This is a genomic window from Niveibacterium umoris, from assembly GCF_014197015.1.
Taxonomy (GTDB): Bacteria; Pseudomonadota; Gammaproteobacteria; order Burkholderiales; family Rhodocyclaceae; genus Niveibacterium; species Niveibacterium umoris.
The window spans coordinates 1-22,870 of sequence record NZ_JACIET010000002.1 but is presented as its reverse complement, the minus strand read 5'-3'; the positions used below and the strand labels follow the sequence as shown (position 1 = coordinate 22,870).

Annotated in this window: 23 protein-coding genes; 6 read left to right on the top strand and 17 right to left on the bottom strand. The window is 62.6% G+C overall.

All coding sequences use genetic code 11. The features are described 5' to 3' along the window. The first annotated feature begins 53 nt into the window (after positions 1-53). Positions 54-1,364 (top strand): TorF family putative porin, encoded by a 1,311-nt coding sequence (locus GGR36_RS12175; RefSeq protein WP_183635014.1) that lies wholly within the window; start codon positions 54-56, stop codon positions 1,362-1,364. A gap of 63 nt (positions 1,365-1,427) precedes the next feature. Here the strand turns inward: GGR36_RS12175 and GGR36_RS12170 are convergent, their stop codons facing one another. The 8 genes from GGR36_RS12170 to GGR36_RS12135 form a co-directional block, all read right to left on the bottom strand. Continuing rightward, complete coding sequence (locus GGR36_RS12170; protein ID WP_183635013.1) at positions 1,428-1,976, bottom strand: cold shock domain-containing protein; 549 nt, start codon at positions 1,974-1,976, stop codon at positions 1,428-1,430. Positions 1,977-2,211: 235 nt separating this feature from the next. Continuing rightward, the gene (yjfF, locus tag GGR36_RS12165; protein WP_183635012.1) at positions 2,212-3,198 is read right to left on the bottom strand and encodes a galactofuranose ABC transporter, permease protein YjfF; all 987 of its coding nucleotides are present in this window, start codon (positions 3,196-3,198) and stop codon (positions 2,212-2,214) included. Then, entirely contained in the window at positions 3,198-4,277 is a 1,080-nt protein-coding gene (locus GGR36_RS12160) for an ABC transporter permease (RefSeq protein ID WP_242533256.1), read from the bottom strand. The genes yjfF and GGR36_RS12160 overlap by 1 nt, the downstream gene beginning before the upstream one ends. Then, the gene (locus tag GGR36_RS12155; RefSeq protein ID WP_207064413.1) at positions 4,274-5,806 is read right to left on the bottom strand and encodes a sugar ABC transporter ATP-binding protein; all 1,533 of its coding nucleotides are present in this window, start codon (positions 5,804-5,806) and stop codon (positions 4,274-4,276) included. The genes GGR36_RS12160 and GGR36_RS12155 overlap by 4 nt, the downstream gene beginning before the upstream one ends. Positions 5,807-5,934: 128 nt before the next feature. Next, on the bottom strand, positions 5,935-6,894 hold the full coding sequence (locus GGR36_RS12150; RefSeq protein WP_183635011.1) for an ABC transporter substrate-binding protein: 960 nt from the start codon (positions 6,892-6,894) through the stop codon (positions 5,935-5,937). Between the two features lie 157 nt (positions 6,895-7,051). Next, positions 7,052-8,554 (bottom strand): L-arabinose isomerase, encoded by a 1,503-nt coding sequence (gene araA, locus GGR36_RS12145; RefSeq protein WP_183635010.1) that lies wholly within the window; start codon positions 8,552-8,554, stop codon positions 7,052-7,054. 30 nt (positions 8,555-8,584) lie between these two features. Next, positions 8,585-9,283 carry an L-ribulose-5-phosphate 4-epimerase gene (locus GGR36_RS12140; RefSeq protein WP_183635009.1) on the bottom strand — a complete coding sequence of 233 codons (699 nt, stop codon included), beginning with the start codon at positions 9,281-9,283 and terminating at the stop codon, positions 8,585-8,587. Next, positions 9,283-10,968 carry a ribulokinase gene (locus GGR36_RS12135; RefSeq protein ID WP_338086682.1) on the bottom strand — a complete coding sequence of 562 codons (1,686 nt, stop codon included), beginning with the start codon at positions 10,966-10,968 and terminating at the stop codon, positions 9,283-9,285. Before GGR36_RS12135 ends, GGR36_RS12140 begins: the two co-directional genes overlap by 1 nt. A gap of 644 nt (positions 10,969-11,612) precedes the next feature. On the opposite strand from GGR36_RS12135, the gene chvE reads away from it, so the two are divergent. The 5 genes from chvE to GGR36_RS12110 all read left to right on the top strand — a co-directional run bounded on the left by chvE (position 11,613) and on the right by GGR36_RS12110 (position 17,325). Further along, positions 11,613-12,677 carry a multiple monosaccharide ABC transporter substrate-binding protein gene (gene chvE / locus GGR36_RS12130; protein WP_183635007.1) on the top strand — a complete coding sequence of 355 codons (1,065 nt, stop codon included), beginning with the start codon at positions 11,613-11,615 and terminating at the stop codon, positions 12,675-12,677. 86 nt (positions 12,678-12,763) lie between these two features. Further along, complete coding sequence (gene mmsA, locus GGR36_RS12125; RefSeq protein WP_338086681.1) at positions 12,764-14,290, top strand: multiple monosaccharide ABC transporter ATP-binding protein; 1,527 nt, start codon at positions 12,764-12,766, stop codon at positions 14,288-14,290. A gap of 30 nt (positions 14,291-14,320) precedes the next feature. After that, positions 14,321-15,505, top strand: a complete 1,185-nt coding sequence (gene mmsB / locus GGR36_RS12120) for a multiple monosaccharide ABC transporter permease (RefSeq protein WP_207064412.1) — start codon at positions 14,321-14,323, stop codon at positions 15,503-15,505. 9 nt (positions 15,506-15,514) lie between these two features. Further along, the gene (araC, locus tag GGR36_RS12115) at positions 15,515-16,510 is read left to right on the top strand and encodes an arabinose operon transcriptional regulator AraC (protein WP_183635005.1); all 996 of its coding nucleotides are present in this window, start codon (positions 15,515-15,517) and stop codon (positions 16,508-16,510) included. After that, positions 16,507-17,325 carry a pyridoxal phosphatase gene (locus GGR36_RS12110; RefSeq protein ID WP_183635004.1) on the top strand — a complete coding sequence of 273 codons (819 nt, stop codon included), beginning with the start codon at positions 16,507-16,509 and terminating at the stop codon, positions 17,323-17,325. Before araC ends, GGR36_RS12110 begins: the two co-directional genes overlap by 4 nt. A gap of 90 nt (positions 17,326-17,415) precedes the next feature. On the opposite strand, the gene GGR36_RS12105 is transcribed toward GGR36_RS12110, so the two are convergent. The 9 genes from GGR36_RS12105 to GGR36_RS12070 form a co-directional block, all read right to left on the bottom strand. Continuing rightward, positions 17,416-17,790 carry a hypothetical protein gene (locus GGR36_RS12105; protein WP_183635003.1) on the bottom strand — a complete coding sequence of 125 codons (375 nt, stop codon included), beginning with the start codon at positions 17,788-17,790 and terminating at the stop codon, positions 17,416-17,418. 110 nt (positions 17,791-17,900) lie between these two features. Then, positions 17,901-18,191, bottom strand: a complete 291-nt coding sequence (locus GGR36_RS12100; RefSeq protein WP_183635002.1) for an SCO4225 family membrane protein — start codon at positions 18,189-18,191, stop codon at positions 17,901-17,903. Between the two features lie 95 nt (positions 18,192-18,286). Then, positions 18,287-18,724 carry an arsenic resistance N-acetyltransferase ArsN2 gene (arsN2, locus tag GGR36_RS12095; RefSeq protein ID WP_183635001.1) on the bottom strand — a complete coding sequence of 146 codons (438 nt, stop codon included), beginning with the start codon at positions 18,722-18,724 and terminating at the stop codon, positions 18,287-18,289. A gap of 93 nt (positions 18,725-18,817) precedes the next feature. Beyond that, positions 18,818-19,195: a hypothetical protein gene (locus GGR36_RS12090; RefSeq protein ID WP_183635000.1), complete on the bottom strand. Its 378-nt coding sequence runs from the start codon at positions 19,193-19,195 to the stop codon at positions 18,818-18,820. A 95-nt stretch (positions 19,196-19,290) separates the two neighbouring features. After that, positions 19,291-19,635, bottom strand: coding sequence for a DMT family transporter (locus GGR36_RS12085; RefSeq protein ID WP_183634999.1), 345 nt, complete (start codon positions 19,633-19,635; stop codon positions 19,291-19,293). Between the two features lie 226 nt (positions 19,636-19,861). Continuing rightward, on the bottom strand, positions 19,862-20,335 hold the full coding sequence (locus GGR36_RS12080; protein WP_183634998.1) for a hypothetical protein: 474 nt from the start codon (positions 20,333-20,335) through the stop codon (positions 19,862-19,864). A gap of 133 nt (positions 20,336-20,468) precedes the next feature. Beyond that, positions 20,469-20,936: a hypothetical protein gene (locus tag GGR36_RS12075; protein WP_183634997.1), complete on the bottom strand. Its 468-nt coding sequence runs from the start codon at positions 20,934-20,936 to the stop codon at positions 20,469-20,471. Between the two features lie 100 nt (positions 20,937-21,036). Next, the gene (locus GGR36_RS21665) at positions 21,037-21,315 is read right to left on the bottom strand and encodes a hypothetical protein (RefSeq protein ID WP_221229581.1); all 279 of its coding nucleotides are present in this window, start codon (positions 21,313-21,315) and stop codon (positions 21,037-21,039) included. 317 nt (positions 21,316-21,632) lie between these two features. Further along, complete coding sequence (locus GGR36_RS12070; protein ID WP_221229580.1) at positions 21,633-22,631, bottom strand: hypothetical protein; 999 nt, start codon at positions 22,629-22,631, stop codon at positions 21,633-21,635. Between the last annotated feature and the right edge of the window lie 239 nt (positions 22,632-22,870).

Below are 22,870 nucleotides of genomic sequence, written 5' to 3'. Positions count from 1 at the left end.
CAGGGGCCGGTCGGCTCCTGCGACAACAACCCTGACGGAGAGGAGAGCGGCGAATGAGCCCGAAGATGAAGGTATTGGCTGTACTACTGCCTACAACGATGCTGTCGTCACAGGCGTTCGCCCAGGCGGCGAGCGACCCGCTCAGCGTCGTCAAGGCCTACATGAAGTCCTGGAGTGCGCTGGCGGAAAAACGCGGCGTCAGCGACATGGATATCACCGCGGTCGCCAACGAGACGGCGCAGTTCCTCGACGCCGACGTCGAGTACCTTGATTCGACTGTCGGCACGCCGCAGTTCGGCATCGTCGTGGCCCGCGACAACGTCATCAAGCCCTTCCTGAGTTCCTTCCCGAACGCACGCTGGGAGATGGTCGGCGCGCCCAAGGTCAGCGGCGATACCGTCGAGTTCGACTGGCGCTTCACCGGCAACAACTACGGGCCCTACATCGTCGACCCGACCTGCCCCGGCAAGGGCGATCCGCTCGACCTGCCCGGCCACTCGAAGATCGTCGTCAAGGGTGGCGTGATCACCTACCAGAACGACGCATACAACGACAAGACGATCCCCGAGCAGCTGCGCCGCACCGTCGCCGCCTGCACCGCGCAGAAGGCCGAAGAAACGAAGAAGGCCGACGCGGCGAAGAGCCTCGCGATCACCGGCAATTTCATGCTCGCCAGCGACTACATGTTCCGCGGCATCTCGGTCACGCAACGCAAGCCGGCGGTGCAGGGCGGCATCGACATGGTGCACCCGGCCGGCTTCTACGCATCGCTGTGGGCCAGCAACGTGTCGGAAGCGATGTACAACCACGGCTCCGGGCTTGAGACCGACCTCTACGCCGGCTGGAAGTGGGACATCGGCGGCGGCTTCACGCTCGACACCGGCTTTGCCGCCTACTTCTACCCCGGCGCCTACACCATCGCCAACGATGGCCAGAAGGTGAAGTACGACACCCAGGAACTGAAGCTGGGCCTCGTCTATGACACGATGACGCTGAACCTCTGGTACGGCCTCAACAAGTACTGGGCCGGCATCTGGTACGACAAGGCCTTCAACCAGGTCGAAAACACCAAGGGCTCGACCTACATCGAGTTCAACTACAACCCGCAGCTCTCCGAGACGGTGACGCTCAACCTGCACGCCGGCTACCAGAAGGTGAACCACAGCCCCGACTATGACTTCGCCGACTTCAAGGCGGGCGTCACGGCCGACATGGGCTTCGTGAAGATGCCGGGCTGGATGCTGGCGGGCGCCGTGGTGCATAACACCGGCGACAAGGAGGCCTGGTACTCCTACAACCGCGATGGCGAAACCAAGAAGGCCGTCGGCACGACCCTGCTGGTGACGGTGGGCAAGTACTTCTGACCTGCAGCTACGCGGGGTGCCGGTGGCGCCCCGCGTATGTCGCCGCCAGCGCGGCGCGATCCATCAGTGCGCGAGCGATGCGCCGCACCATTGCTGTTCGCAAGGCACACCGTTGTGGTTGCCATCCATCTCGACCCCGGGGCAGTTGCGCAGGAAATACGTCGCTTCTTCGCAGGACGTCATCTGCGAGCAATGCGTCCGGCCGTCGCAAGACAAACGTGCGGATGTGCTCAGGGCCGCCGGCTCGATGCTGGTGTGCGCCGGTGCAGCATGCCTGCGTGGCGCGTAGCCATAGATCGCGCCCGCAACGATGAGTACCAGGATCAGCGCACCGATCACCCCGTCGCGAGACCGCCTTGCCGTTTGCGGACGCGCGCGGCGCAGCGGGGCTTGCCGGGACGGCCGCGCGAGATAGGCGATGTTCACCGCCTTCTTCTTCCCGCCTTGGCCCGCCGTAACCTCGAACGACACACGCTCCCCGACCACCGGGCGCCCGCCCTGTTTCGGGAAGGCAGAAATGTGCGCGAACAATTCACCGTCGCCCACGTCCGGCGTGACGAATCCAAAGCCCCTGTCGTCGTTCCATTTCGTGAGGGTGCCGTCGAATCTCATGGTGATGGGTTCCTTGCGGACTAGCCGACCGTCGATGTACGGGGCCAATGTGATCTTGCCGCAAACCCTGTCAGGCGCCTACGGCTTTGCAGGCATGAATCTGATCACACGCAAAAAATGACCCCGGACGTATCCGGGGTCGCCGCAGCGCTCGGCGGGGTGGTGCCGGGCGGTGGGGAAGGGACGCAGGCTGCGTCTTGCGGGGGTGCCTGCGTCCGGAGAAAGTGGCGGGCAGTCAGGTGGTCGCGAGTTGCCGTTTGCCGCCGTGTTCGAGGCCGCGTTGCAGCAGGCAGAAGGCGCACAGCAGCACGCCGACGGCGATGCGGGTCCACCAGGAACTGAGCGTGCCGTCGAAGGTGATCAGCGACTGGATCACGCCGAGGATCAGCACGCCGACCAGCGAGCCGGCGACATAGCCGACGCCGCCGGTGAGCAGGGTGCCGCCGATCACCACCGCGGCGATCGCATCGAGCTCCATGCCCTGCGCGTGCAGGCCGTAGCCCGAGAGCATGTAGAAGGTGACGACCACGCCGGCGAGCGCGGAGCAGGTGCCGCTGAATGTGTAGACGAGGATCTTGGTGCGGCCGACCGGCAAGCCCATCAGCACCGCGGAGCGCTCGTTGCCGCCGATCGCGTAAACCGTGCGACCGAAGCGGGTGTAGTGGGCGAGGAACACGCCCAGCGCGACCACCGCGAGCGCGATGACCACGTTGATCGAGATGAAGTTCTCGCCCCACAGCATGATCTTGTGGTGCGCGATGGCCATGTAGGCGGGGTCGGTGATCTCGATCGAATCGATGCTGATGACGTAGCACAGGCCGCGTGCGAGGAACATGCCGCCGAGCGTGACGATGAAGGGCTGCAACTGGAAGAAGTGGATCAGGCAGCCCATCAGCGCGCCGAAGCCCGCGCCGATCGCCAGGCACAGCGGCACCACGACATACACCGGCCAGTGGTGATGCTCGACCAGGCTTGCCGACACCATGGTGACCAGCGCGATGATCGAGCCGACCGATAGATCGATGCCGCCGGTGAGGATTACCAGGCTCATGCCGATCGCCACCACGACGAGGAAGGCGTTGTCGATCAGCAGGTTCAGGAACACCTGGCTGGAGAGGAAGCCGGTGTAGGCCACCGCGCCATAGCCAAAGGTCAGCACGAACAGCAGGCTGGTCACCGCCAGCGGCAGCAGGGCGGGGTTGAAGAGGCGGTTGCGGCTCATCAGCGGGGCTCCCGACGCAGGTGTTGCAGCAAGGTGGCGCGGAAGCTGTCGGACTGCATCAGGCAGACCGTGAGCACCACCACCGATTTGACGACCATGTTGATTTCCGGCGGCACGCCCAGCGAGTAGATCGCGTAAGTCAGGCTCTGGATGATCAGCGCACCGATCAGGCTGCCCGCAAGCGAGAAGCGCCCGCCGGCGAGCGAGGTGCCGCCGAGCGTGACGGCGAGGATTGCGTCCAGTTCCATCAGCAGGCCGGCGTTGTTGCCGTCTGCGCTCTTCACGTTCGATGCGACGATCAGTCCGGCGATGGCGGCACACACGCCGCAGAATGCGTACACCATGATCAGGATGCGGCGGGCGTTGAGGCCGGCAAAGCGTGCCGCCACCGGGTTGATGCCCACCGCTTCGATGAACAGGCCCAGCGCGGTGCGATGCACCAGCAGCAACATCAGCAGCGCCACCGCGGCCACGATGTAGAGCGCGACCGGCAGGCCGAACAGGAAGCCGTTGCCGATGATGAAGAAGGGCTCGTAGTAGACCGTGATGATCTGGCCCTCGGTGATCAACTGTGCGACACCGCGGCCGGCGACCATCAGGATCAGCGTGGCGACGATAGGCTGCATGCCGGCGCCGGCAACCAGCGCGCCGTTCCATAGCCCGCACAGCAGGCCGGCGCCGAGTGCGATCAAGAGTGCCAGCGCCATCGGGGTCTGCGACACGTACACCGGCGTTCCGTTCTGGATGATCAGCGTGCCCCCGATCAAACTTGCGGCCACTGCACCGCAGATCGCAACCACCGCGCCGACCGAGATGTCGATGCCGCGTGTGGCGATCACAGGCGTCATGCCGATCGCGACCAGCATCAGCGGCGCTGCGCGGTTGAGGATGTCGATCAGTGCGCCGTAGAGGTGGCCGTTCTTCACCGTGATGCTGAAGAAGTTCGGGTTGAAGGCGCCGTTGATGATCAGCAGCAGCGCAAGCGTGGCGCAGGGCCAGAACAGCCGGCGGCGGGTCAGCCCCTGCAACGGGGCCGGCAGTGCGAAGCGGGCGGGTTGAGGCATGGTCTCGGCTTTCATTGTTCGGCTCCGGCGATCAGGCGGAACACGTCGCGCTCCTGCGCGCCGGCCCCGTCGATTTCACCGACCTTGCGGCGGTCGCGCAGCACCGCAATGCGGTCGCTCACACGCAGCACCTCGGCCATCTCGGACGAAATGAACAGGATCGCAAGGCCTTTGCGGCACTGCGCCTTCACCATGTCCATGATCTCCAGCTTGGCCGCCACGTCAATGCCGCGTGTCGGTTCGTCGAGGATCAGCATCTTCGGTTCGGTGGCGAGCCAGCGCGCGAGCAGCGCCTTCTGCTGGTTGCCGCCGGAGAGTTGGCCGATCGGCTTTTCGGCGTCCGGTGTGCGCACACCGAGCTGCGCGATCAGCCGGTCGGCGATCTCGCGCTGCTTGCGCTTCGGGATGTAACGGAAGATGCCGCGCCGCGCCTGCAGCGCGAGCACGATGTTCTCGCGGATCGACAGTTCGGCGACGATGCCCTCGGTCTTGCGGTCTTCCGGGCAGAAGCCGATGCCGGCGCGGATCGCATCGGCCGGGCTGCGGAACTGGCGCTTGGCGCCGCCGCAATCCACGCTGCCGGCGTCTGCACGGTCGATGCCGAACAGCAGGCGCGCGGTCTCAGTGCGGCCGGAGCCTAGCAGGCCACCGAGCCCCAGCACACGGCCGGCGCGGAACTCCAGATCGAGCGGTTGCACCGCGCCACGCTTGCCGAGGCTGCGGGCGCTGAACAGCGGGGCACCGGTGTCCTGCGCGGCGTGTTCGGCGCTGGCGTCTTCGGCGGGGCGTGCGAAGGCGCTTTCTTCAATCGCGCGGCCAACCATCTTTTCGATCAAGGCCATGCGCGGCAAATCGGCCGCGAGGTATTCGCCGACGAATTCGCCGTTGCGCAGCACCGTGATGCGGTCGGAGATCGCGTAGGTCTGATCGAGGAAATGCGTGACGAAGAGGATCGCGATGCCGCGCGCCTTGAGCCCGCGCAGCGTATCGAACAGCCGCGCGACTTCGTCTTCGTCGAGGCTGGATGTCGGTTCGTCGAGCACCAGGATGCGCGCGTCAGTCGATAGCGCACGCGCAATCGCGACCATCTGTTGGATTGCGACCGGGTAGTGGCCAAGCGGCAGCGATACGTCGACATCGACGTTCAGCGCCTTCAGGGCGGCCACCGCGTCCTGCTGCATGTGCTTCCAGTCCACCATGCCGTGGCGCATCGGGAAGCGGCCGATGTAGATGTTCTCCGCCACCGAAAGGTTGGGGCAGAGGTTGATTTCCTGATACACGGTGCTTATGCCCAACTGCTGGGCGTGCCCGACGCACTCGGGATGCACGATCTCATCGCCGAGGCGGATCTCGCCGGCGTCCGGCGCTTCTACGCCGGTCAGCACCTTGATGAGCGTGGATTTGCCTGCACCGTTCTGCCCCATGAGGGCATGCACTTCGCCGGGGAAGAGGCGCAGTGCGGCTTTCGAGAGCGCATGAACGCCCGGAAAGCGCTTGTCGATGCCCCGCATTTCGAGCACCGGCTGTGAAGCGTTGACGACCATGACCGTCCCTTGCTGGAAAGGATTCCGTCGCGGGGCCCCGGCGGGCCACTACCGCGAGCTTAGCCCGCGGCGGAACCGGTTGCGCGTCAGCCTTCGCACCAGGCGAGCCCGGTGCGATCAGGCGGGGCTCAGTACTTGCGGTTCGGGAATTCCTTGGCCGCGACTTCCATCGGGAACACGCCTTCCTTCGTCACGATGCGCTTGGGCAATTGCTTGCCGGCAACCACGGCCTTTGCGGCTTCCATCAGCTGCGGGCCGAGTTGCGGGTTACATTCAACCGTGACGTTGAGCTTGCCGGCAATCATCGCTTCGAACGCGCCCTTCACGGCGTCGATCGAGATGATGATGATGTCCTTGCCCGGCTTGAGGCCAGCTTCTTCGATGGCCTGGATCGCGCCGATCGCCATGTCGTCGTTATGGGCGTAGAGCACGTTGATCTTCTTGCCCTCGGCCTTGAGGAAGGCTTCCATCACTTCCTTGCCCTTGGCGCGGGTGAAGTCGCCGGTTTGCGAGCGGATGATCTTGAAGCGCGGTTGGGCCTTGATCACTTCTTCGAAGCCGTTCTTGCGGTCGATCGCCGGGGCAGAGCCAACGGTGCCTTGCAGCTCGACGATGTTCACATCGCCCTGGCCCTTGTAGTTGTCGAGCAGCCATTTGCCTGCGCGGCGGCCTTCTTCAACAAAGTCCGAGCCAATGAAGGTGACGTACAGCGAATCGTCCTTCACGCTGACGGCGCGGTCGGTGAGGATCACCGGGATCTTCGCGGCCTTGGCTTCCTGCAGCACGGTTTCCCAGCCGCTTTCCACCACCGGCGAGAAGGCGATCACGTCGACCTTTTGCGCGATGTAGGAACGGATCGCCTTGATCTGGTTCTCCTGTTTCTGCTGTGCATCGGAGAACTTGAGGGTGATGCCGGCTTCCTTGGCCGACTGCTTGATCGACTGCGTGTTGGCGGTGCGCCACTCGCTTTCTGCCCCCACCTGTGCAAAACCAAGCGTGATCTTCTTGTCCGCTGCCTGTACGCCGGCAGTTGCTGCGAGCAGCAAGCCACCCGCCAGCGTGAGGACACAACGTCTGCTGATGCTCATCTTCTGTCTCCTTTGGTGTTTGGGGCCTTTTTGGCGGGGCTCCGACCGCGTGTGCCTGTGTTTCCTGCTCCGGTCTTGCGGCGCTCTTTGGCGCCTTGTGTGATATGAAATGCGCAGCCGCTGGACGCGGCGTTCAACCAGTCAATCTTCGGGTGACTTAGTGCTTTAAAGCATAGGCCAGCTCGTTCCACCGAATTTCGTTACGGAAGGCGTCGATGCGGGTGTCGCGGCCGATCTGCAGGAACTCGATGTCGAGCATGTCAGCGAAGATGCGCAGCGTGTCGGCATCCAGCGCTTGCGTGAACACGGCGTGGTGCGCGCCGCCCGCGTGGATCCAGGCTTCAGCCGACACCGCGAGGCTCGGCAGTGCCTTCCACACCGCACGCGCGGTGGGCAGCTTGGGCAGATCGTGTGGCGGATCGATGACGTCGAGTTCGCTGACGATCAGGCGGAAGCGGTTGCCCATGTCGATCAGGCTCGCGTTCACCGCCGGGCCGGCCTTGGCGTTGAAAATGAGGCGCGCCGGGTCATCCTTCTTGCCGATCGACAGCGGCAGCACGTCGAGCTTTGGCTTCATGTCGCCCGCGATCGAGGGGCAGACCTCCAGCATGTGCGAGCCGACGACGAGGTCGCCTGACATCGCGAAGTCGTAGGTGTAGTCCTCCATGAACGAGGCGCCGCCGGGCAGGCCTTCGCTCATGAACTTCAGCGTGTGCAACAGCGCGGAGGTCTTCCAGTCGCCTTCGGCGCCGAAGCCGTAGCCCTGCTGCATCAGGCGCTGTACTGCGAGGCCCGGCAGCTGCACGAGGCCGTGCAGGTTCTCGAAGGTGGTGGTGAAGGCGCCGAATTTGCCGCGTTCGAGGAAGTTCTTGATGCCCAGCTCGATGCGCGCGGCTTCGAGCAGGTTGGCGCGTTTCTCGCCGCCTGCGCGCACGCTGTCGGCCAGCGTGTAGCGCGTTTCGTATTCATCGACCAGCGCTTTCAGGGCGCTGTCTTCGACCGCCTCGATGTCTTTCACCAGGTCGCCCATGCCGTATCCGTCGACCGCATAGCCGAACTTGATCTGCGCCTCGACCTTGTCGCCTTCGGTGACCGCCACGTCGCGCATGTTGTCGCCGAAGCGCGCCACCTTGAGTTGGCGCATGTCGTGCACCGCAGCGGCGACGCGGATCCAGCGGCCCAGCTTGGCCTGCGCGGCAGGGTCTTGCCAGTGGCCGACCACCACCTCGTAGCTCTTGCGCATGCGCGCGCCGATGAAGCCGAACTCGCGGCCGCCGTGCGCGGTCTGGTTCAGGTTCATGAAGTTCATGTCCATCGTCGCCCAGGGCACCGATGCGTTGAATTGCGTGTGGAACTGCATCCACGGCTTGTTGAGCGCCTGAAGGCCGGCGATCCACATCTTGGCCGGCGAGAAGGTGTGCATCCAGGTGATCAGGCCGACGCAGTCCGGCGCGTTGTTCGCTTCACGGCAGACGGCGAGGATTTCTTCCGCGCTCTTCACGGTGGGCTTGAGCACGAGTTTGAGCGGCAGGCCGGCTTCGGCGTTGAGGCCGGCGACCAGCTTCGTGGCGTTGTCCGAAACCTGTTGCAGCGTCTTCGGGCCGTACAGGAACTGGCTGCCGACGACGAACCAGACTTCGAGTTGTTTGTAGCGTTCCACGGTATGTCCTTCCTTGGATGGATGCGTGCGTCAGCCCCGGCCCTGGCCGTAGTAGGCCTTGGCGCCGTGCTTGCGCAGGTAGTGTTTGTCGAGCAGGTAGTCGGCGATCGGCCCCTGCCGTGGATTCAGTGAGAGCGTCAGCAGCGCCATGCGCGCGACCTCTTCGAGGACGACGGCGTTATGCACCGCGTCTTCCGCCGACTTGCCCCAGGCGAAGGGCGCGTGTTCGGAAACGAGGATGCCGGGCATCGCGAGCGGGCTGCGTTCGCCCAGCGTCTCGATGATCACGCTGCCGGTGTTCAGCTCGTACTCGCTCTCGACCTCGGCGTTGCTGAGCGGCCGCGTGCAGGGGATCTCGCCGTGAAAGTAGTCGGCGTGCGTCGTGCCAAAGGCCGGTATCGGCTTGTGCGCCTGCGCCCATGCGGTGGCATGCGTGGAGTGCGTATGCACGATGCCGCCGATCTCCGGGTAACGCCGGTACAAGGCCAGGTGCGTCGGCGTATCGGACGACGGGCGCAGCTCGCCTTCAACCTTCTCGCCATTCAAGCTCAGCACCACGATGTCGCGAGCGGTCATGTGCTCATAGGCCACGCCGGAGGGCTTGATCGCAACCAGGCCGCGCTCGCGATCGACGCCGCTGACGTTGCCCCAGGTGAAGGTGACCAGGCCGTGGCGGGGCAGGGCGAGGTTGGCTTCGAGTACCGCTTCGCGGAGGGCGAGGCTCGACATCAGTGGATCTCCGCCGCGAAGAGCGGTTCGCCGACCTTGGCCCATTCGAGGTAGCGCTGGTACAGCGCGTCGAACTTGCCGGTGCGTGCTGCATCGGGCGTGAAGGTGCGTTCGATGCGGCTGGCCATCTTCTGCTGTGCGGCTTCCACCGTACCGTAGGTGCCGGCTGCGACGGCCGCGAAGATTGCGGCGCCCAGCGCACAGCATTGATCCGACGCAACCACGTCGATCGGACGCTGCATCACATCGGCGCAGACCTGCATCACCGTCGGCGCCTTGCGCGCGATACCGCCCATTGCGAGCACGCTGTTCACTGCGACGTTCTGGTCGATGAAGCATTCCATGATCGCGCGGGCGCCGAAGGCTGTTGAGGCGATGAGGCCGCCGAACAACGCGGGCGCATCGGTGCCGAGGTTGATGTCGGTGATGACGCCCTTGAGGCGTTGATTCGCGAAGGGCGTGCGGCGGCCGTTGAACCAGTCCAGCACCACCGGCAGGTGATCCAGATCCTGCGAGGCGGCCCAAGCTTCGGCGAGCGCCGGGATCAACTGCGCCTGCGCGTCGGCCAGCGGGCCGGCGAGCGACGGGTTGTGTTTGGCAGCGAATTCGAGCGGCCAGCCGAGCAGGCGCGCGTACCAGGCGTAGATGTCACCAAAGGCGGACTGGCCGGCTTCGAGGCCGACCTTGCCGGGCAGCACGCTGCCATCGACCTGGCCGCAGATGCCGGCGATGGCGCGCTCGCCAATCGTGGCGGCGTCCGCCATCAGGATGTCGCAGGTAGAGGTGCCGATCACCTTGACCAGCGTGTGCGGGCCGGCGCCGCCACCGACCGCGCCCATGTGGCAGTCGAAGGCGCCGCCCGAGATGATCACCGTATCGGGCAGGTTGAGCTTCTCGGCCCACTCCGGGGTGATGCGGCCGACCGGGCGTTCCGCCGTCCAGGTGTCGGCAAACATCGGGTACTGCAGCGTTTCGAAGAGTTTCCGATCGAGCGCTTCGATGAAACCGCGTTCGGGCAGGCCACCCCATTCCGGGTGCCAAAGGCTCTTGTGGCCGGCGGCGCAGCGGCCACGGCGAATGTCCTGCGGACGGGTGGTGCCAGAGAGCAGGGCAGGCACCCAGTCGGCGAGTTCGACCCAGCTCACCGCCGCGCGGCGCACGCGCTCGTCCGCCGCGGTGACATGAAGGATCTTGGCCCAGAACCATTCAGAGGAATACACACCGCCAATGTAGCGGGTGTAGTCACGGAACTGACCGCTGCGCGCCAGCGCGTTGATCGCTTCGGCCTCTGCGATCGCGGTGTGGTCCTTCCACAGCACGAACATCGCATTCGGGTTGTCGGCGAAGTCCGGATGCAGCGCCAGCACATGGCCGGCTGCGTCCACCGGCGCCGGCGTCGAGCCGGTGGAATCCACACCGATACCGACCACCGCGGCGCGTTGCTCGGCGCTGAGTTGGGCGACAACTTCGCGCACCGCTGCCTGCATCGACTCCATGTAATCAAGCGGGTGGTGGCGGAACTGGTTGCGCACCGGGTCGCAGAACTCGCCGCGCTTCCAGCGTGGATACCAGGCGACATGGGTGGCCAGCTCAGCGCCGTCGCCGCAGCGCACCGCCAGCGCACGCACTGAGTCACTGCCGAAATCCAGGCCAATCGCGATGGCGCTTGAAGGGCTTGCTTGCACGAATCGAATCTCCAGACAGCGGCATCGCGTTGATGCCATCGATGTGGCGAACCTTAGGAGTTCGAATTCATGGGGTGTCAGGAGGGGGCGGCTGGCTTCATGCACTTTTCGGCTGTCGCCCACTTTGTTGCGCCGCAGTAAATGGACGGCCTGACTGAGTTCTGTCGTAGATATGGATAAAGCTGCTGAGTCCGCCGGTTTGGGCTTGCAGAGCCTTTTATGGGGCGATGACCGGGACTTATGATCCGTTCCGCACTCTCGGCGCCCACCGGTCGGGGGCTTCCGCCGTGCCGGATGCGACGCAAATTCAAGGCTGGAGTGGGTTTGCGGCGTGCGCAGGGGGCGCTGTTCCGAGCCGTCAAGGCGAGGTTCTCGCAGAGGCCGGCGCGCTCATCGGGCTGTTGCGGGGCTGACCCGGCGGCGTTTCTGATGCCGCTTGCAGCTGAATATGGACTTTTGTGTGGAAGGTGGGGCACGCCGATATGGACGATTGGTCGGGCCCGATGTGGAGAGAGTCACTGCCCAAGCGGTAGTGGTTTCGGGGAGGGTGGTCAGCCTGCTTGGCGGCCGATAAACGGGGGTGGGCTTGCGGCACAACGTGCCCGGGCCCGCTTCGTACAGAAACGAAGTCAGGAGACGAAAAGATGAAACGTAGAACTGCCTTGGCGACTGCGCTGGTACTCGCTGCTGCCGCCTGCTTGCCCGTAGCGAATGCCGCCGACAAGGGGCTGGTCGGTATTTCGATGCCGACCAAGTCGTCATCGCGCTGGATTTCGGACGGCGACAGCATGGTCAAGATCTTCAAGGGCCGGGGCTATCGCACCGACCTGCAGTACGCGGAAGACGACATCCCGAACCAGCTCGCCCAGATCGAGAACATGATCACCAAGGGCGTGAAGGTGCTGGTGATCGCGGCAATCGACGGCACCACGCTGTCCGACGCGCTGCAGAAGGCGGCCGACAAGGGCATCAAGGTCATCGCTTACGACCGCCTGATCCGCAACTCGAAGAACGTCGACTACTACGCGACCTTCGACAACTTCCAGGTCGGCGTGATCCAGGCCAGCTCCATCGAAGGTGCGCTGGGTTTGAAGCAGGGCAAGGGGCCGTTCAACATCGAACTCTTCGGCGGCTCGCCGGACGACAACAACGCGTTCTTCTTCTACAACGGCGCGATGTCGGTGCTCGACCCGTACATCAAGAGCGGCAAGCTGGTCGTACGCAGCAAGCAGATGGGCATGGACAAGGTCTCGACGTTGCGCTGGGACGGCGCCGTGGCGCAGGCGCGCATGGACAACCTGCTTTCGGCCTTCTACACGAAGGAGAAGGTGCACGCCGTGCTGTCGCCGTATGACGGGTTGTCGATCGGCATCCTCTCGTCGCTGAAGGGTGTTGGTTACGGCACGGCAGGGCAGCCCTGGCCCTATGTGAGCGGTCAGGATGCGGAGATTCCGTCGATGAAGTCGATCCTGCGTGGCGAGCAGTACTCCACCGTGTTCAAGGACACGCGCGAGCTCGCCAAGGTCACCGCCGACATGGTGGACGCGGTGCTCAGCGGCAAGCAGCCGACCATCAACGACACCAAGACCTACAACAACGGGGTGAAGGTGGTGCCGTCCTACCTGCTCAAGCCGGTGGCGGTCGACAAGAGCAACTGGAAGCAGATTCTGGTTGGCAGCGGCTACTACACCGAAGACCAGCTGAAGTAAGCAGGGCGCGGGGCGGACACGCGCCCCGCAGCGTGTAATGCCCGCCGTGCGGTGCGTCCGGCGGCGGGTAGCAGTGGAGGGGCAGAGTGGATTCGATCCTGGAAATGCGCGGTATCACCAAACGCTTCACCGGCGTGGTCGCGCTCAAGGACGTGAACCTTGCCGTGCGTGCCGGTGAAATCCACGCGATCGTGGGCGAGAACGGTGCCGGCAAGTCGACGCTGATGAAAGTGCTCAGCGGTGTGTATCCGTATGGCAGTTACGAGGGCGACATCCGCTTTGAGGGCCGCGAGCAGCGCTTCGAATCGATCGCCGACAGCGAAGCGCAAGGCATCATCATCATTCACCAGGAACTGGCGCTGGTGCCGCTGCTGTCGATCGCCGAGAACATCTTCCTCGGCAACGAACAGACGCGGCACGGCGTGATCGACGAAGCGCAGACGCACCGTCGCACGGTGGAACTGCTGGCCAAGGTCGGGCTCTCGGAGTCGCCGGATACGCCGGTCGGCGATCTGGGTGTCGGCAAACAGCAACTGGTCGAGATCGCCAAAGCGCTGTCGAAGCGGGTGCGGCTGCTGATCCTCGACGAACCCACGGCAAGCCTGAACGAGAACGACAGCCAGGCGCTGCTCGACTTGCTGCTGGAATTTCGCGCGCAGGGCATTACCAGCATCCTGATTTCGCACAAGCTCAACGAGATCGCGCGGGTTGCCGACACGATCACGGTGCTGCGCGACGGTTCGACCGTGACATCGCTCGATTGCTCCGCCGGCCCTGCCAGCGAGGATGTGATCATCCGCCATATGGTGGGCCGCGAAATGGCCGACCGTTACCCGGCCCGCACGCCCGATATCGGTGACGTGGTGTTCGAGGTGCGGGACTGGACGGTGATGCACCCCTTGCTGACCGACCGCGTGGCAACACGTGGCGTGAGCCTGAACGTTCGACGCGGCGAGATTGTCGGTATTGCGGGCCTGATGGGGGCCGGGCGTACCGAATTCGCGATGAGCCTGTTCGGCCGCTCCTACGGCCGACATGTGAAGGGCTCGGCATTCCTGAAGGGCGCCGAGATCGACGTCGGCAGCGTGCAGAGCGCGGTCCGCAACGGCCTCGCCTATGTCACTGAAGACCGCAAGGGGTACGGCCTGGTGCTGGAAAACGAGATCCGCCACAACATCACGCTGGCACACCTGCCCGGCGTGTCGTCGCGCGGCGTGATCGACGAGGGGCGCGAATTCGCGGTGGCCACCGAGTACCGCAAGAAAATGCGCATCCGCAGCGCAGACGTGTTCCAGCATGTGGGCAACCTGTCCGGCGGCAATCAGCAGAAGGTCGTGCTGTCGAAATGGCTGTTCGCGAGCCCCGAGGTGCTGATCCTCGACGAGCCGACGCGCGGCATCGACGTCGGCGCGAAATTCGAAATCTACAGCCTGATGGCGCAGCTTGCCGCAGAGGGTAAATGCATCATCCTGATCTCGTCCGAGATGCCTGAACTGCTGGGCATGAGCGACCGCATCTATGTCATGAACGAAGGTGCCTTCGTTGCCGAAATGCCGGCAGCCGAGGCGAGCCAGGAAAAGATCATGCGTGCGATCGTGAAGGCGGGAAACTGAAGGCGGGAAGCAAACGATATGGAAACGATAATGGACACAGCGGCAGCCCCCAGCCGGGGCAAATCCCTGCTCGACTTCGTGAAGAGCAACCTGCGCGACTACGGCATGCTGTTCTCGCTCGCCGTGATCATGCTGTTCTTCCAGTACATGACGGAAGGCACGCTGCTTGAACCGCTGAACATCACGAACCTGGTGCTGCAGAACAGCTACATCGTGATCATGGCGCTCGGCATGCTGCTGGTGATTGTGGCCGGGCACATCGACCTCTCGGTGGGTTCGGTCGCAGGGTTTGTCGGTGCGCTCGCGGCAGTGCTGATGGTGAACTTTCACTGGCATTACCTGCCGGCCGCCTTTGTATGCCTCGCCGTCGGCGCGGTGATCGGTGGCCTGCAAGGCTACCTGGTAGCCTTCCACAAGATTCCGGCCTTCATCGTCACGTTGGGCGGCATGCTGGTGTTCAAGGGGCTGGCGCTGGCGCTGCTCGCCGGTCAGTCGGTCGGCCCCTTCCCGGGGCAGTTCCAGCTGCTCAGTTCCGGCTTCATTCCCGATCCTTTCGGCGCCGAGTCATTGCGCGTGACCTCGATGGCGCTCGGTGTCGCCGGGGCCGCTGCACTGTTCTACAGCGGCTGGCGCGCGCGCGCCAACAAGACCCGCTACGGCGCGACGGTGGAGCCCTTCGGCCTCTTCATCGGCAAGACGACGGTGTTCGCAGCGGCGATCCTCTACTTCACCTATCTGCTCTCGTCGTACAAGGGGCTGCCGAATGTACTGGTGATCATGCTGGCGCTGACGCTGCTGTTCGACTTTGTCACCAAGCGCACGACGATCGGGCGCCGCATCTACGCGCTGGGTGGCAACGAGAAGGCGGCGCGGCTTTCGGGCATCAAGACCGAACGGCTGTCCTTCCTCACCTTCGTTAACATGGGGGGGCTCGCGGCACTCGCCGGACTGGTGTTTGCGGCGCGCCTGAACACCGCAACGCCGAAGGCGGGGCTCGGTTTCGAGCTCGACGTGATTGCGGCCTGCTTCATCGGTGGCGCATCGGCGTCGGGCGGTGTCGGCAAGGTGATGGGGGCGGTGATCGGCGCCTTCATCATGGGCGTGATGAACAACGGCATGTCGATCCTCGGCATCGGCATCGACTACCAGCAGGTGATCAAGGGCCTGGTGCTGGTCGCCGCAGTCTTTGTCGACGTGTACAACAAGAAGAAGTGAGCGTTCCGCATGCGTGAAACGATACCGTCGCACAGTTCGGTCTCGGGAGATCCCACGCCGAACTTTGGCGACCACGGGGGCAAGCAGCTCAACCCGCTGCTGCCCGGGTATTCGTTCAATCTCTACCTTGTGGCCGGGGTGACCCCGATCATCGAGAACGGACCGCTCGACTTCTTCATCGACCGGCCCAATGGCATGAAGGGCTTCATCATCAACATGACGGTGAAGGGCGAGGGCAAGGTGGTCGACGGTGATGAATCCTTCATCTGCCGCACCGGCGACCTGCTGCTGTTCTCGCCCGAAACGCCGCACTTTTACGGGCGCGCACCGGGCAGCCCTGACTGGTACCACCGCTGGGTGTACTTTCGCCCGCGCGGCTACTGGGCCAACTGGCTCAAGTGGCCGCACCCGACGCGGCGCGTCGGGCGATTGCGGCTGGGTTCGCCGGAACTGATTGCCGAGTTCGACGAGCTGTTCCTGCAGATCGACCGCACGCATCGCGGCGAACGACGCACGTCCGAAGAGCTGGCGATCAATCTGCTTGAACGCCTGCTCATCCGCGCTTACGAAGAACGCCCCGAAAACCTGCCCAAACCGATCGACAGCCGGGTGCAGAGCGCGTGCCAGTTCATCGCGAAGAATCTCGCCGACGATCTTGGCCTGGATGCGATCGCGCGCCATGTCTGCCTCTCGCCGTCGCGCCTGGCGCACCTGTTCCGCGAACAGATGGGCATGAACATCGTGCGCTGGCGTGAAGACCAACGCGTGCTGCTCGCCAAGCATCTCTTGCAGAGCACCCGCACGCCGGTGTCGCGGGTGTCGGAAATTGTCGGCTACGAAGATCAGCTGTACTTCTCGCGGGTGTTTCGCAAGCGCGTCGGCATCAGCCCGAGCGGCTACCGCAAGTCCTGCGATTCCGAGCCGCATCCCCTGGTCGATCCAAAGCTGATGGCGCCGCTCGCGAGCTTTGCGTTCGAGGTGCTCCAGAAAGGGAGCCGGGGATGAGCTTCCGCCTGGTGGCGCTGGATCTGGACGGTACGCTGCTCGACAGCCACCTCCGGATCCGCCCCCAGTCGCTTGCCGCGATTGCCCAACTGCGCCGGCGTGGCGTCGAGGTGATGCTGGTGACCGGCCGCCACCACGCGGCCGCCGCGCCCTATCACCGCGCACTCGGTCTCGAATTGCCCGCCGTCTGCTGCAACGGCACCTACCTGTACGACTATGCCCGCCACACGGCCTTGATGCCCAACCCGCTGTCGCGCACCCAGGCCCTGTTCCTGCTCCGCAAGGTGCGTGAAAGCGGCGTCCACGCGCTGATGTACATCGAGGATACGATCACCTACGAGCGCATCGAACCGCATCTCGCGCGCCTGCTGCACTGGATCGATACCGAGCACCCCGGTGACCGTGCGGCATTTACCCATGTCGCGCGTTTCGAGGACGTGGCGATCAGCGCCGACGTGGTGTGGAAATTCGCCCTCACCCACCCGACCGTCGAACCCTTGCAGGTGCTTGTCGCCGAAGTCGAACGAGAAATGGGGCTGGCGTGCGAATGGTCGGGCAGCAACCGCGTCGACATCGCGCAGGGTGGCAACAGCAAAGGCGCCTTGCTCGGGCGCTGGCTCGATGCGCACGATATTCCTCACCAGGCGGTCATCGCCTTCGGCGACAGCCCCAACGACATCAGCATGCTGAAGCTTGCCGGCATGGGCGTCGCAATGGGCGGCTGCGCCGACATCGTGCGCCATGCCGCCGATTGGCAGATCGGCTCGAACGACAGCGACGCGATCGCGCGCGCGCTCGAGCAGGTATTCGCGTAGCGCGGCGTTGCGCCTGGCTGCTGCGAGATCGGTCCGGCGGTGAAAGCAACCGACCGCGGCGCGCAGCGAGTCGCCCGGCTAGATGCAGCGTCAGGTGTCGATCTTCTCTTCAGTCTGGATTGCAGACGAACGCTTCCAGTGGCGGAAGAACGCCACCCAGGCTACGGCGTTCAGAACGAACGCGGTGACGAACGTTGCGACAAATGGAAGCTCCGGAATTCGAAGCAGGGTTCGGATCACCTCGAAACCGAACATCGCCAGATAGAACGTGAGCTGATAGCCGACCAGAACAAGAAGGAAGGCGCGCCCACCCCGTTCGCGTGGCGCAAAGACAGGTGCCAGAACCACCGCCAAGAGATGCGAAGGAAACAGCACATAGCCCACCAGCTCAAGCACCATGGTCTCGTGCGCATAGGCGGCGGAAGGCATCAACAGTGCGATGGCGACAACAAGGCGCTTGGGCATTCGGTACCTGCGGGAGCCGGCGGGGGCCGAGCCGAAGCGGAGAGAACCCGAACTGCACAGCAGTTTGGGTGTCCGGTTGGCTGACCTGTTAGGCGACAGGCTTCGGTGGGTCACTTCGAACTACGCCGCCAATATTTGCCTACGGCCAATAGCAGGCCCGCTTGGAATACGCCGCATAGCGCCAACACCCCAAGTACAACAAACGGTTGAGAAACAACCTCTGGCCAGAAGTCGAACAGCAGGCCAATCGAAAAGGCCGAGGGATAAGTCAGTGCAGCCAACAACATTCCGGGAAACATGTACTCCTGGCCGGAGTTCCGTTGCACAAACTCCCCGTAAAACGCCCACGCCGCCGCGAGAAAAACCAAGCTGAGGTAGCCGAAGGCAATGCGTCGTAGCATTGATGTGACGCCTAACGTTGGACGTAACGGGCGCCGGAGCGCAGCGAAGGGAACCAAAATGCGCAGCATTTGGGGGGGGGCGTTTGACTGCCTGGTTAGCCAGCGGTGCCGACATTTTTGCTAAGAAACGCAGACGACGCCGGACACAGATTTGAAAACTGCGGCGTGGCCTGAATGGCCGGAGGCGCAGCCATGCGAGCGGCTGGCGAATAGCCGAGCCCCAAGAAGAACCCTTTAGCCGTGGTTGTGAGAAGAAACAGTTCCTTGATGCCATGAGTTGCGGCCAGTGACTCGACGAAAGCCACCAATCTGTGCGCAATGCCAGAAGAGCGAAAGGCCGGCGCGACTGCCAGCGAACGCAACAAGCCAAAGGGAGGGTGTATCTCTAGGCCGACAACGCCAACCAGAGCACCACCCGAACGGACACCGAAAAAGGAAATCGATGCCGAGGGCGTAATGTCGGAGACGGGCAGCCCGCACTCAGACAACAAGGGCAGCACTTCTTGAACAGATGCGAGCGGTTCAATATTCATAGCGGAGACGGCCAACGTTGGAAGTAACCGGCACCGAAGCGCAGCGGAGGGAACCAAACTGCGCAGCATTTTGGCGTCCCGTTGACGGACTTGTTAGCGCGCGGCGACATGGGCAAACGAGCGGCGAGGTTGGAAAGTGCCGAAAGCACTGCGCCATGCAGCGCCGGAGCACAGAAGTTCGGCGGCCGATTGGCTGACAGGGCCAACAAGTTGAACGTATCGAGCACCCCGCAAAGCGGCATGAATGGCTCCCGCTCCAAAGCGCATTGACCAGCGCCAAGCAGCATAAACCGCGAACTGGAGAACGGGGCTGTGGCTACGGAAATAGAGGCCGCCGAGCAACAGCAGCATTTCCACCCCGATGTAGTCGGCGACTAGAACAAACGCACGCAACTCCGGGCTTGAAATCACCGCAAGCGCGAGTAGAAAAGCGCACGCTTGGCCGTGGCGAAATAGATGACGTTGTTTCATGTGGCGACGTTAATTGAAATGGCTATAACAAGCGCCGCGCGGGCCAAGAGCCATGCGCGGAGCGCGTCCACTCGAGCGAAGGGTTAGGCAGCACTCTAGGCCGGAGCCTGAAGCTGCAAGCCAACAATGCCAACGACGACCAACCCAATGCAACCAATGCGAGCAAGGTTGGCTGGCTCTTGGAAGAAGAGCATGCCGGCGATTGCCGTACCGGCGGCACCGATCCCGGCCCAGACCGCATAGGCGGTGCCTACAGGAATGACCCTGAGTGTGAGGCTCATGAGCCAAACGCTGAGGATGGCAGCTACGACCGACAAAGCTGAGGGAACCAGCCGTGTAAAGCTCTCCGAGAGCTTCATGCTCACGGAGAACGCGATCTCCAAGAGGCCGGAGGCCAGGATGACCAACCAGGCTGAGGTTGTGCTTGTGAGGGTGAGCATGGGCAAAGGTGGTGGAGCACAGAACGCGGGAACTCTGTCAGTTCACGCTCGGTACGTCCAGTGGACGCCATGCGGCGAAGGCCAGAACTGACGAGAACGGGCAGGGCGTCGCCCGCGTGCGGCCTAACGTTGGACGTAACGGGCGCCGGAGCGCAGCGGAGGGAACCCAAACTGCGCAGCAGTTCGGGTGTCCGGTTGACTGACCAGTTAGACAGCACCTGTGCGTCTACTGGCACGTATTCATTGGCTCGTCTGCGCATTCCACCTTCCCTTCAACTTCGTACCAGTTCGCTTGTGCCGCACCCGCGCAGCGTAGCGACTGAATTCGCCCCGTTGCCTTTACCTTCACGGACACGCCGGCCGTCTTCTTGGCAACTTCGGAATCGGTGAAAATGGTGTATTCGGCTGCACCGGTATCAAAGTGAAGAGAACTGCGGTCTTCGTTGGGTCGGAAGTAATGGAAGTATTCAAAGGACGACGGAGTGAAGTTCTTAGCCGTAGGGTATTCAAGCTCCACGTTCCCAGGGCGTCCAAAGCGGTACCGCACGGAATCTCCCATTGAACACACGGAGATCTGCTTGCCTGAAGTCGTTGAGCAGGAAAAGACAACTTTCTCTGAAGGAGTGCAGAGACTATTTGACTCGCCGCCAATCGCTAGGGCTGGGAACGCCACCACAAGGAGAGGAATCAGATTTCTCATGATGTCTAACGTGGAAGTGAGGGGCAGCCGGAGCGAAGCGAAGGGAACCACAAGCACAGTTTGTGGCTGTCCCGCTCGGCTGTAGTGTTAGGCCGTGGCCGAGGCTTGTCAGCCGTGTTTTGGTGCTCCACCATCATTTACACATTGCACCATACAGCGCATCCACGTCTTCCAGACCGCTCGGTACGCGCCATAAAACGTGGTCTCCTCCGTCGTACGGATTGGTAAACCTCACGTTCCCGTTATTCCATAGCGCGATAGAAACTCCGGCATCCGACGCGTCCTCGCCGAGAGCTATTGACGCCATGCGTCCTGATTTGCATTTAGCCGCGATAACATAGGTGGACGGCGGCGAGTTCATAGCCCCATTTCTGACGCGAATGTAGGCGATACTTCCGTGCTTCTTAAGCGATCCTTTGTCATAGGCAAGGTATACCGGGAGATTATTGCTCCAGATTTTATTATCGTATGGCAATTTCACCCACTCGGCCGCTTTTGTGTTTAACCTTGAGTAAACGGCCGTACTTTCAGGTGTTGGCGCGCATAGCGCGTTCTGAGATATCGCGGCTAATAAAATGATTAGTAGGCGCTTCGGATTCATGATGATGAGGTCTAACGTTGAAAGTAACCGGCACCGAAGCGCAGCGGAGGGAACCAAACTGCGCAGCAGTTTGGTGTTCGGTTGACTGCACTGTTGGGCATCACCGCGGAGTTCGATGCTTCTTTGCGACGTATGCTTTGCACTGCTGCTCCGCGGTTCTGGTGCCGTCGATCTGAAGGCCCGCATAGAGCCCGCAAGGGCGAGCAAACGCCACTTTTGGATCCAAGTTCCAATATGGTGGCTCAGACGAGCAGATGTACATTTCCTTCGCGGCCCAACCGCGGGGATCTTTCTTCGCAACGACCCAAAGCATTTTGTCGAGCGATGGATCGCATTCTTGGGCCTTCTCCCAGTCCATGGTCTTTCCTTCTTGTGCCATGAGGCTGCCAACGATGACTGCCCAGTCGCCAGCCTGATTAAGCCGGTCTATTCGGAAGCGAACTGGCTGTCCTGCCCGGCGAACGGCCTCAGGTCTAATAGAATCAAGAAGATCGCGACGCTCCTCGGCGCTTAGCGAAAAGGCGGAAGTCGACGTAACGGCCAACAGAATTGCAATAAGTGACTGACGCATAACTAAGCAAGATGCCTAACGTGCTAGGTCAGGGGCCGCCGGAGCGAAGCGGAGGGGACCGGCAAGCGCAGCTTGCCGGCGGTCCCTCTCGACCGGCGGGTTAGGAGGCGGCGGAAATGCATTGCTCATGCAGCGGGGCACTTCTGCGAAAGCTTCTTTAGAGCGAACTTCCCCCTCTCTGCCACCGACGGGTTGCCATCCGACGCAAGAATGTTGGCCAGTTGGAATCCAACAGCCCCGAGCGTTTCCAACTCCCGAATTAGTACGTCACCGGCAACACGTCGCACAAAGGCTGAACGATCTGAAGATGCAGCTCTCAAGGTCTCTTCGAGTGGCTTTTTTGTAGTCAGAGGGCGATCGCAAAGCATTGGCATAAAGTGACCTTGGCAATAACGTATGTCTGTCCACTCCCATTTTCGCCCCGCGACCCACGTTGCCTTCCCGTCAAGTAGTGACCGATAGGCTTTTGCCCTTACGGATGGCTGAATGGCGCTGCTTGCTATCTGAGGCAGATGTGCGTCAAGCACGTACGATTTCCCGACCTGAGCCAGAACCGAAGCTAATGGCCCTGCGGCAGCGGAGATCAGACGGGACTTTAGGACCTGGGCTATTGATTCAGTTGAGGCAATCGTTAACAGCGTTTGCCTTCCTTCGTCTTCCGAGCGACCCCATGAGTTCCAATGGGGAAGGACAGCGCACAGAACGTCGACAACGTCTTCTGGATTCGATGCGACCGCAATCGACGGTAGCTGATCACGGGCAGCCGAACGAACTTGAGGTACCCAATCGTTGAGACGACGGACAGCCATGGCAAAGAAGAACCGATTGGGAGCGCGTCCCGCAAGGATGCGTAGAGTGCGCTCGCGCTTGAAACCGTCGCCACTGCATAGATCAATCCAGGTAAGAAACGGGGTGGGCTTGTCCCAGAACTTCCACTTGGCAGGCTTAGCGTGTGCAGCAGCTTGATAGAGACCCGAACGGATAAGGCGTTCCCAATACTCCAAATTGGACAAAGGTAGAGATGACGTTACTTCCACCAATGCGGTCATGTCGGCAACCACACCACTACCGGAATTGAGCGAGGCGACGAACTCGCTAACTGCGGATAGAACGTGATCTTCCATTTCTCGTTGCAGCGACACGGGAATTCCGCCTCCTAACGTTGAAAGTAACCGGCACCGGAGCGCCAGCGAAGGGGACCCAAAAAGCGCAGCAGTTTGGTGTCCGGTTGACTGAACTGTTAGGTGCGGGGCGGAGGATTGCCGGAGCCATACAGGTTGATCGTCTTGCGGGGTACGCCGTAGTTGTGAAGGAGATCATCAAAGAACCCCATGTCTTCTAGCTCGCGGTTATTTTCGTACGC

Bases quoted from the DNA above. Each gene is read 5' to 3' on its own strand.
- GGR36_RS12175 (WP_183635014.1), top strand. From the start codon at position 54: ATGAGCCCGAAGATGAAGGTATTGGCTGTACTACTGCCTACAACGATG.
- GGR36_RS12170 (WP_183635013.1), bottom strand. From the start codon at position 1,976: ATGAGATTCGACGGCACCCTCACGAAATGGAACGACGACAGGGGCTTT.
- yjfF (WP_183635012.1), bottom strand. From the start codon at position 3,198: ATGAGCCGCAACCGCCTCTTCAACCCCGCCCTGCTGCCGCTGGCGGTG.
- GGR36_RS12160 (WP_242533256.1), bottom strand. From the start codon at position 4,277: ATGAAAGCCGAGACCATGCCTCAACCCGCCCGCTTCGCACTGCCGGCC.
- GGR36_RS12155 (WP_207064413.1), bottom strand. From the start codon at position 5,806: ATGGTCGTCAACGCTTCACAGCCGGTGCTCGAAATGCGGGGCATCGAC.
- GGR36_RS12150 (WP_183635011.1), bottom strand. From the start codon at position 6,894: ATGAGCATCAGCAGACGTTGTGTCCTCACGCTGGCGGGTGGCTTGCTG.
- GGR36_RS12140 (WP_183635009.1), bottom strand. From the start codon at position 9,283: ATGTCGAGCCTCGCCCTCCGCGAAGCGGTACTCGAAGCCAACCTCGCC.
- chvE (WP_183635007.1), top strand. From the start codon at position 11,613: ATGAAACGTAGAACTGCCTTGGCGACTGCGCTGGTACTCGCTGCTGCC.
- mmsB (WP_207064412.1), top strand. From the start codon at position 14,321: ATGGACACAGCGGCAGCCCCCAGCCGGGGCAAATCCCTGCTCGACTTC.
- araC (WP_183635005.1), top strand. From the start codon at position 15,515: ATGCGTGAAACGATACCGTCGCACAGTTCGGTCTCGGGAGATCCCACG.
- GGR36_RS12110 (WP_183635004.1), top strand. From the start codon at position 16,507: ATGAGCTTCCGCCTGGTGGCGCTGGATCTGGACGGTACGCTGCTCGAC.
- GGR36_RS12105 (WP_183635003.1), bottom strand. From the start codon at position 17,790: ATGCCCAAGCGCCTTGTTGTCGCCATCGCACTGTTGATGCCTTCCGCC.
- GGR36_RS12100 (WP_183635002.1), bottom strand. From the start codon at position 18,191: ATGCTACGACGCATTGCCTTCGGCTACCTCAGCTTGGTTTTTCTCGCG.
- arsN2 (WP_183635001.1), bottom strand. From the start codon at position 18,724: ATGAATATTGAACCGCTCGCATCTGTTCAAGAAGTGCTGCCCTTGTTG.
- GGR36_RS12090 (WP_183635000.1), bottom strand. From the start codon at position 19,195: ATGAAACAACGTCATCTATTTCGCCACGGCCAAGCGTGCGCTTTTCTA.
- GGR36_RS12085 (WP_183634999.1), bottom strand. From the start codon at position 19,635: ATGCTCACCCTCACAAGCACAACCTCAGCCTGGTTGGTCATCCTGGCC.
- GGR36_RS12080 (WP_183634998.1), bottom strand. From the start codon at position 20,335: ATGAGAAATCTGATTCCTCTCCTTGTGGTGGCGTTCCCAGCCCTAGCG.
- GGR36_RS12075 (WP_183634997.1), bottom strand. From the start codon at position 20,936: ATGAATCCGAAGCGCCTACTAATCATTTTATTAGCCGCGATATCTCAG.
- GGR36_RS21665 (WP_221229581.1), bottom strand. From the start codon at position 21,315: ATGGCACAAGAAGGAAAGACCATGGACTGGGAGAAGGCCCAAGAATGC.
- GGR36_RS12070 (WP_221229580.1), bottom strand. From the start codon at position 22,631: ATGGAAGATCACGTTCTATCCGCAGTTAGCGAGTTCGTCGCCTCGCTC.